The 7929-nt window shown below is 70.7% G+C and carries 6 protein-coding genes; 2 read left to right on the top strand and 4 right to left on the bottom strand.

What is annotated here, in order from left to right:
* Nucleotides 1-17 precede the first annotated feature (17 nt).
* Together CW362_RS29010 and CW362_RS29015 are read right to left on the bottom strand one after the other, a co-directional pair.
* On the bottom strand, nucleotides 18-1448 hold the full coding sequence (locus CW362_RS29010) for an MFS transporter (RefSeq protein WP_103552566.1): 1431 nt from the start codon (nucleotides 1446-1448) through the stop codon (nucleotides 18-20).
* A complete protein-coding gene (locus CW362_RS29015) occupies nucleotides 1445-2026 on the bottom strand; it encodes a TetR/AcrR family transcriptional regulator (protein WP_103552567.1) in 582 nt (193 codons plus the stop codon). Before CW362_RS29015 ends, CW362_RS29010 begins: the two co-directional genes overlap by 4 nt.
* 73 nt (nucleotides 2027-2099) lie before the next feature.
* On the opposite strand from CW362_RS29015, the gene CW362_RS29020 reads away from it, so the two are divergent.
* Complete coding sequence (locus tag CW362_RS29020) at nucleotides 2100-2537, top strand: PPOX class F420-dependent oxidoreductase (protein WP_103552568.1); 438 nt, start codon at nucleotides 2100-2102, stop codon at nucleotides 2535-2537.
* 123 nt (nucleotides 2538-2660) lie between these two features.
* On the opposite strand, the gene CW362_RS29025 is transcribed toward CW362_RS29020, so the two are convergent.
* Nucleotides 2661-4931 (bottom strand): Dyp-type peroxidase, encoded by a 2271-nt coding sequence (locus CW362_RS29025; protein WP_240658087.1) that lies wholly within the window; start codon nucleotides 4929-4931, stop codon nucleotides 2661-2663.
* A 329-nt stretch (nucleotides 4932-5260) separates the two neighbouring features.
* On the opposite strand from CW362_RS29025, the gene CW362_RS29030 reads away from it, so the two are divergent.
* On the top strand, nucleotides 5261-7162 hold the full coding sequence (locus CW362_RS29030; protein WP_103552569.1) for a galactose oxidase early set domain-containing protein: 1902 nt from the start codon (nucleotides 5261-5263) through the stop codon (nucleotides 7160-7162).
* A gap of 144 nt (nucleotides 7163-7306) precedes the next feature.
* Here the strand turns inward: CW362_RS29030 and CW362_RS29035 are convergent, their stop codons facing one another.
* Complete coding sequence (locus CW362_RS29035) at nucleotides 7307-7762, bottom strand: tellurite resistance TerB family protein (protein ID WP_103552570.1); 456 nt, start codon at nucleotides 7760-7762, stop codon at nucleotides 7307-7309.
* Nucleotides 7763-7929 lie beyond the last annotated feature (167 nt).

Consider the following 7929-nt stretch of genomic DNA (forward strand, 5'->3'; position numbering starts at 1 on the left):
ACTGCGGCTCGTACCCCTCATCGTCCCAAACGCGCTGGTGACGCGTCGGCCGGACTCGGCCCGGCGGCGCTCACGGGGTCCTTGTGCCCCGGAAGCCTCAGGGCGAGCAGGGCGGCCGTCGCGGAGAACACCGCGAGGGCGGTCAGCGGGGGACCGACGGCGGCACCGGGTGTCAGCGACATCAGCGTGGCCGCCACCGCGATCCCCAGCGTGGGCCCGATGTTCATCGCCGTCTGTTGCAGTCCGCCCGCCACACCGGCCGACGCCGTGGGGGCGTGCCGCACGGCGACCGTCGTCGTGGTCACCATCACGGTGACGAAACCGGCGCCCAGCAGCAGGAAGCCGCAGCCGATCGGCAAGGCCGTGGATCCCGGTCCGAGCCGGGCCAGGAGCAGGATGCCGAGCGTGAGGACGAGCGTTCCGGCCACGACGGTCCGGCGCGGACCGAACCTGCGCATGAGCACGGCGGCGAGGGGGGCGCCGAGCACCATCATCACGCCGGCCGGCAGCGCCCGCAGACCGGCCTCCTGCGGGTCGAGGCCCAGGATCCGCTGGAGGAACCAACTGGCGACGAACAGGGTGCCGAGCAGGGCGGCGGACACGGCGACCAGGATGCCGAGCGCCGCGCCGATGGTCGCCGAGCCGAGGATCTCGGACGGCACCAGGGGACTCGCGGCCCGGCGCTGCCGGCGGAGGAACGCGATGCCGGCGGCGGCCACCACGGCCGGTCCGGCCGCGGTCGTCGCCGCCCAGCCGGTCTCGGGCACGGCGACCAGGGTGTGCACCAGGGCGACCAGGGCGACGGTGAGCAGACAGGCGCCCGGTACGTCGAGGCCGTCGGCCGCCGCGGGGCGGCCGGTCCGGGGCTCCGGGACGGCCGGGGGCCGGACGGCGAGCGCCGCCGCGCCCATCGCGAGGGCGGGCGGAACGTTGAGGAAGAAGACGGACCGCCAGCCGAAGTGGTCGACCAGGGCGCCGCCGAGCAGCGGACCCGCGGCCGCGGCGATGCCGATGGCGCTCGCCCGCAGCGCGACGGGAGTCCCGAGCCGGTCGGGCGGGTACGCGGCGCGCAGCATGCCGAGCGTGGCCGGCTGTAGCAGCGCGCCGAAGACGCCCTGGACGACCCGCAGCGCGATCACCCAGCCGATCCCGGGCGCGAGGCCGATTCCGGCCGAGGCCGCCCCGAATCCCAGGATGCCGAGCGTGAAGACCCGCCGGTGCCCGTGCCGGTCCCCGAGGCGTCCCGCGAACACCAGCAGGCCGGCCACCGCGATGAGGTATCCGGTGCTGGTCCACTGGACCTGCGCGAACGAGGCGTCCAGGTCGTCGCGCAGCGTGGGCTGCGCGACGGTGAGGACCGTGCCGTCGAGGGCGACGATCACGGCACCGACGATGCTGCTCGCGAGGGTGACCGCGCGGTGCGCCCTTCCCGGAGCCGTGGCCGTCATCGTTCCTCCGGTCCGAGGTGCGCGTCGAGCGCCGCGATCAGCAGAGGAGTGTGGTCGTCGGCGCCCGTGGCGAGCTTCAGGCTTCCCCAGCCCCACAGTTGGGCGATGCCGTGCAGGTTCGCCCACAGGGCACCGGCGAGGATCCGGGCGTCGGCCTCCGGGCGCACCCGGCCGACGAGGTCCACCAGCGTCGCGAACATCGGCAGACTGGTCTCGCGGAGACCCAGCCGGTTGCTCTCCAACAGGTCGTGACGGAACATCAGCTCGTACATGCCGGGCTGGGACAGCGCGAAGCCCAGGTAGACCTCCGCCAGGGCGGTGAGCCGGACGCGGGGACCGGTCCCCGCGTCGGCGACCGTCTTCGCCGCGCGGTCCTGGAGGTCGGCGAAGCCGCGCCGCGCGATGGCGGACAGCAACTCCACATGGGTCGGGAAGTAGCGGCGCGGGGCGCCGTGCGAGACCCCGGCCCGCCGGGCGATCTCCCGCAGCGTCAGCGCCTGCGCCCCCTCCGCCGTCACGAGTTCGACTCCGACGTCGATCAGCCGAGCCCGTAGGCCGGTGGTGTCCGTATCACTCATAGACACTGTCTACCAGTCGGGAGTAGACAGTGTCTACGGGATGACGTGAAGCGATCGGAGCGTTGACGCGGATATGACCGACGAAGAGAACCAGGACGCACTGCTGAAGCTGCTCTCTGCGCACAGGGGCGGAGTGCTCGTCACCCTCAAGAAGGACGGACGGCCCCAGCTGTCGAACGTCAGCCACATGTACTACCCCGACGAGGGGATCATCCGCGTGTCGATCACCGACGACCGCGCCAAGACCCGCAATCTGCGCCGGGACCCGCGGGCCTCGTACCACGTGACCAGCGCGGACCGGTGGGCGTACACGGTCGTCGAGGGGACGGCCGAGCTGACGCCCGTCGCGGAGGACCCGCACGACGGGACCGTGGAGGAACTCGTCCGGGTCTACCGGGACGTCCTCGGTGAACACCCCGACTGGGACGACTACCGCGCGGCCATGGTCCGCGACGGCCGCCTGGTGCTGAGACTGCACGTCGAGCGGGCGTACGGGATCCCCGGGCGCTGACACGGAATCCCCCGGCGCCCGGGCCGTGACGCGCCGCGCGGAATCACGGCCCCGGGGGTGTCGCGGACGTGAGCGTTTCGGGTGGTGCGGGCGGCCCCGGTCGCCCGCACCACCGGGCATGCCTCAGCCGGTCAGAGACCTCCACAGCGTGATCGGGCGGTCCTCGACCGTGATCTGGTCGTTGTGCCCGTGACCGTCGGCGATGCAGATGATCCGGTATTTCTGCTGGTGGAACACCCAGAACAGGCTCAGCCCGTTGATGTGCTGCATGTCCGGTACGGCGAGGAACTCGTCCACGCGGGAGACGCCGGCCAGCGACTGCCACAGACCGAGCGAACGGTCGCCGCGCTCGATGACGTCGCTGTGCCTGGAGCCGTCGGCGATCGAGATCAGCCGGTAGACCTGCTGCCCCAGGGAGGAGTGGAAGAGCCAGTAGTAGCTCTTCCCGTTGACGCGCTGCATGTCGGGCACCGGCAGGAAGGCGTCGACCTGTTCGATCCCGTTGAACGAGGCCCAGGCCGAGATCGACCGGTCGGGCCGGTCGACGGCGCCCGCCGCCTCGGGGTCGAGCCCGGACTCGGCCCCGTCCGCGATCGAGATCAGCCGGTAGACCTGGCGGCCCTCGACGGTGTGGAACAGCCAGTACCGGCTCCGGCCGCCCACCCGCTGCTCGTCCGGCACCGGCAGGATCGCGTCCACCTTCGATACGCCGAGGTAGCACGGCCAGGTGGCCAGGGGCCGGTCGGGGCGCTCGACGACGTCCTTGTGCTCGTCGCCGTCGGCGATGGAGATGGTGCGGCAGACCGGTCCGCCGCCGCCGGTCCCGTAGGCCCAGTACCAGCTCTTGCCCCGGTCCCGCTGGCGATCGGGGACGGGGAGGAAGGCGTCGGTGGGCCGGACCGTGTCCGGGAGTCTGTCGGTGAGGCGGCCCTCGCCCAGCAGCCGCAGGGTGGTGAGCGAGGGGACGAAGGCGTAGACCGAGCCCTCGGTGGTGACGAACTGATGGAAGCTCAGTTCGGTCGTCGTGCCGGGGCTCTCGAAGTTGACCTTGCCGGTGGGGCCGACCCCCGGGTCGGGGCCGGGCTTCATGGGGCGGTTCGGCGGGAAGTCGACGTTGTTGATCCAGCTCTTCTGGATGAACTCGAACTGCTCGACGAGGTCGGACTGGTAGCAGACGAAGAGCAGTCCGCGCGGGTGGTCGGGGCCGCCCGGACCGTCCGAGGCCGGGTCGAAGGGCGCACCGTAGGGGGCGCCGCGGCGGATGATCCGGCGCCGGTCCATGACCGGGTTCTCGGGGAGCGGCTCCGTGCCGGGCTCCCCCTGCAGGCCGTCCCGGGGATTGGTCTTGCGCAGGTGGGAGAAGAGCGGGGTGGTGAACCCCTCCGGGTCGTTGCGGTAGCCGAAGTCGTTGTCCTGGCCCGCGAGGGCGTTGTCCGGCATGTCGGCGTGCGGGCACTTGGCGACGGGAGTGCCCGAGCGCCAGCGGCCCACCAGGCGGGCGGCCAGCCATTCGGCGGTCGCCTCGTCCGGCACCACCTTGGCCTTCCGCAGGACCTTCAGCTGCGCGGTGACCTGGGCCCACCAGCCCGGCACGTCCTGGGCGAGCCGGCGCACCACCTGGAAGCTGCCGTTGGCGGCCCACTCGGGCATCTCGTCGTACGGAATGCCGCCGACCCGGTCGTGCCCGATGACGAACTCGCCGGGCGGGATCAGCCGGGTGCCCGGGTGGTCCTTGACGTACTCCGGCCGCTTCGGGTCGGGCTCGTCGAAGCCGATCACCCCCGGCTCGCTGATCCCGTCCTTGAAACCGAAGTGTTCCTTTCCGCGGCGGGTGCCCGGCAGAGTGGCGCCGTTCTGCTGGAAGACGATCACGATCTTGGCCTGCGCGGCCGCCTCGCGCTGGGCGGTCAGCGCGTCCTGGAGCCCCTCGGCGGTGTCGGAGGCGAGGGTGACCACGGCGTGCACGGTCTGGCCCTTGCCGTCCCCGAACAGCCAGTTCTCGGGTGAGCTGTCGCCGGTGTCTCCCAGCGAGCGCCTGTGGGACCCCTCCTTGAACGCCTCCAGGGTGCCGCCCTTTCGCACCGAGGGCAGGGGATCCTTGCCGCCGATGAGGACCTTCAGGCCCTCGTAGGTGAAGCTGACGTTCGTCCAGGTGGCCTTCAGCGTCTGCGGGTCGTCGCCGCCGGTGGCCTGCCTGGCCCTGCTGAACGCCGCGTTGAAGGTGGCCACCTGTCTGGTGGTGGAGATCTGGGACGCGAGCCGCTTCACCCAGGTACAAGCCCTCGCGGGGTCCTCGAACTTGAGGAAGAGCAGCGCCATGCGGTCCTTCTTGAAGCCCGCGATCACGTCGCCCTGGATGTCGTCGCTGTCACGCAGCCTGGTCTCTTCTGTCACGTTTCCTCCTTGACAGCCGCATATGCCATGTGATGATCACAGTAATCGCGTCGCTACGCCACGTGATCGACGGAGGGGCGGGTGTCGCCGGAAGGGCCTGTCGGCAGGTGTGTGCCGCGACGCAAAACCCCTGTTCGGTGCAGGTTCCGACTCGTTCGGCTGCCGGAAGATCACCCGCCCGCCCGGCATCGCGCGACAGCGGGCGACCGAGCCGTGAACACTGTGCGTAGTCATGTGCTCGCGTCATGTGCCCGCCATCGAGCCGATGGCACGGCGCGGCCGCGATGCCACCGCCGCGCACCCTGCGCCCCTCTCTCGCAAGGAGTCCCATGTCCCGTAGGAACCTGACCGGGCCGTCGTCCAGAAGGATGCTGTCCGCGGCGATCTCCGCGTGTGCCGTCTCCGCGCTGACACTCGCCGTGCTGTCCTCCGGCCCGGCCGTCGCCCACGGGCACGGCGGTGACGCCTCCTCGGCCGACCGGGCGAAGGCGGACCCGGACGAGGCGAAGGTCATCGGCCAGGAGCACGCCGAGGAACACGCCATGACCAGGAAAGCCGTCAGGGCCGTCGGCGAGTACCCGCAGACCACCCGCACCGAACGGCTCAAGGCGCTCGCAGCCTCCCAGGCCAAGGCCAACGCGGACTTCGACGCGCTGGACTCCGGCCGGTTCCGGGAGTACTTCCAGTCCCCGGACTTCGCCGCGCACATCGCGATGCTGCCCACCGGCAAGGTGCTGCTGTTCTCCTTCGAACGCATCGAGAGCAACCCCCAGAAGGAGCCGGCCCCGACCGACACCATCGGCAAGGAGAACGCGGGCCGCGCCTACCTGTGGGATCCGGCCAAGGGCACGGGAGCGGGCTCGTTCACCAAGGTCACACCGCCCGTGATCGACATGCCGGACGGGCTCAACCAGCCCCGTCCCGCGCCGTTCTTCTGCGCCGGCCATTCCTTCCTGCCCAACGGGATGCTCGGCGTCTTCGGCGGCAACCTCGGCGGCAACGGCGGCAGCGGCGCCAAGCTCTCCCTGGTGTTCGACCCGTGGGAGGAGAAGTGGTACCAGAACCAGGACATGGTGGTCGGCCGGTGGTACCCGTCGGTGGTGACCGGCGCGGACGGGCGGCAGCTGATCATGTCCGGTCAGTCGGAGCTCGGCTGGGGCACCCCCACCTCGATCGTCGAGCGCTTCCCCGCCCTGAACAAGCCGGTGCCCACAGCCAAGACGGACAAGCCGGAAGGGTGGGCGCCGGAACTGTTCAAGGCCGACGCCCCGTTCAAGCGGGACTACCCGCACCTCTTCTCACTGCGTGACGGCAAGATCTACGGCCTGGGCCGGGACCACGACCAGCAGTGGAAGTTCGATCCCACCACCGAGACCCGGACGGAGCTGGCACCCCGGCCGGACGGCATGCCGCGCAACTACGGGTCCGCCGTGCCACTCCCCGCCGGCTTCAAGGGCCCGGACTCGGTGCTGGTGCTCGGCGGGGACCGGAACGACCCGAACACCTATCAGCTGGTGGGCGGCCAGTGGAGCAAGGAGAAGGCGAGAGCCTTCGGCCGCACCCAGGACGACACCCTGCTCATGCCGGACGGAACCCTGATGACCGTCAACGGCGCCTTCGACATCCGCGACTACGGCAACGGCCCGTACAACCCCAACGCGGACCTGAAGTACCGCCAGATCGAACTGCGCGACGAGAAGGGCAACTGGAAGCTCGGCCCGGCCCAGCGGCTGCCGCGCGGCTACCACTCCAACGCCGTGGTGCTCCCGGACGGCCGGGTGATGGTCACCGGTGACGAGCTCCAGCAGCTCGCCAACGACCCCGACATCAAGGACGACATGAACGGCAGCATCGAGATCTACGAGCCGGCCTACCTCCAGCAGGGCAGCCGTCCCCACCTCGGCACCGTGTTCAACCCGTCCGTCGGATACAACGAGAAGATCACGGTGAGCAGCAACACCGCCGCCGACGTCACCCGCGCCGTCCTGCTGGCACCGACCACCGCGACCCACTCGGTCAACACCAGCCAGCGCCACCTCGACCTGCGGATCAAGAGCCGCAGCGGCAGCTTCATCGAACTGCAGGCACCTCCGTCGGCCAACGCCGCCCCGCCCGGCTACTACATGCTCTTCCTCCTCAACGAGGAGGGCGTGCCCAGCACCGCCGGCTGGGTTCAGCTCAAGCCGGCCTCCGGCGGCCAGACCCGGGGGGCGGGCCACCACCGACGGTGACCGCCCGGCTCTGAGGAGCTCCGTCCTCCGGAGGTCCTCAGGGGGATTCGGCTCCGTCACCGCTCAGGGCCCGGCGAGGCGTGCGCCGCTCCGGCCGCCCCGGCGTCTTCGGACGTGCCGGGGCCGGCCGGAGCGCAGGGCGTCCTAGAGGTCGAACTCGTGCGGGGGCAGGTCGAGCGTGAAGCACGCCTCGCGCACGACGGCCTGCTCGGTCTTGTCGAAGTCGCCGTCGGCGCCACCGATGACGATGCCGATCTGGATGACGGCGCGCGCCTCGGCGGGCTTCTTCTTCGCCTTGGCGATCTCCTGGAGGACGCTGACCTTGCCGAAGGCGAAGTCGGCGGTCAGCTTGTTCAGGTTGTCGTCGAAACGGCGTTGCAGGTCCATGGCGTCGAAGTTCTGCAGGACCTCGTTGGTGGCGATGAGCTGGGCCACGCGCTGCCGCTCGGACGGGTCGATCGTGCCGTCCGCGGCCGCCACGAGCGCGCACATCGCCATGGAGGCGTCACGGAAGGCGCCGCTCTTGAGATCGTTCTTCTTCGCCACGAGCTGGGTCTGCATCGTCGACGCGGACTCCTTGATGCGGTCCCACAGGGCCATGAGAACTCCATGTGTCGAAAGGAGTCCGGTCCGCCCGCTCGGGCGGACCGGTGCTCCTCGGTTTCTACGGCAGCAGTGTGGAAACTAGCGGACCGTGACGGAAGTTCCCGGTTGATTCCACGCGGCGATCACGGGGTCGCCGTGTTCGGTGGAGAGCCGGCTGACCG

The organism is Streptomyces populi (genome assembly GCF_002911015.1).
GTDB lineage: Bacteria > Actinomycetota > Actinomycetes > Streptomycetales > Streptomycetaceae > Streptomyces > Streptomyces populi.

Bases quoted from the DNA above. Each gene is read 5' to 3' on its own strand.
- CW362_RS29035 (WP_103552570.1), bottom strand. From the start codon at position 7,762: ATGGCCCTGTGGGACCGCATCAAGGAGTCCGCGTCGACGATGCAGACC.
- CW362_RS29015 (WP_103552567.1), bottom strand. From the start codon at position 2,026: ATGAGTGATACGGACACCACCGGCCTACGGGCTCGGCTGATCGACGTC.
- CW362_RS29030 (WP_103552569.1), top strand. From the start codon at position 5,261: ATGTCCCGTAGGAACCTGACCGGGCCGTCGTCCAGAAGGATGCTGTCC.
- CW362_RS29020 (WP_103552568.1), top strand. From the start codon at position 2,100: ATGACCGACGAAGAGAACCAGGACGCACTGCTGAAGCTGCTCTCTGCG.
- CW362_RS29010 (WP_103552566.1), bottom strand. From the start codon at position 1,448: ATGACGGCCACGGCTCCGGGAAGGGCGCACCGCGCGGTCACCCTCGCG.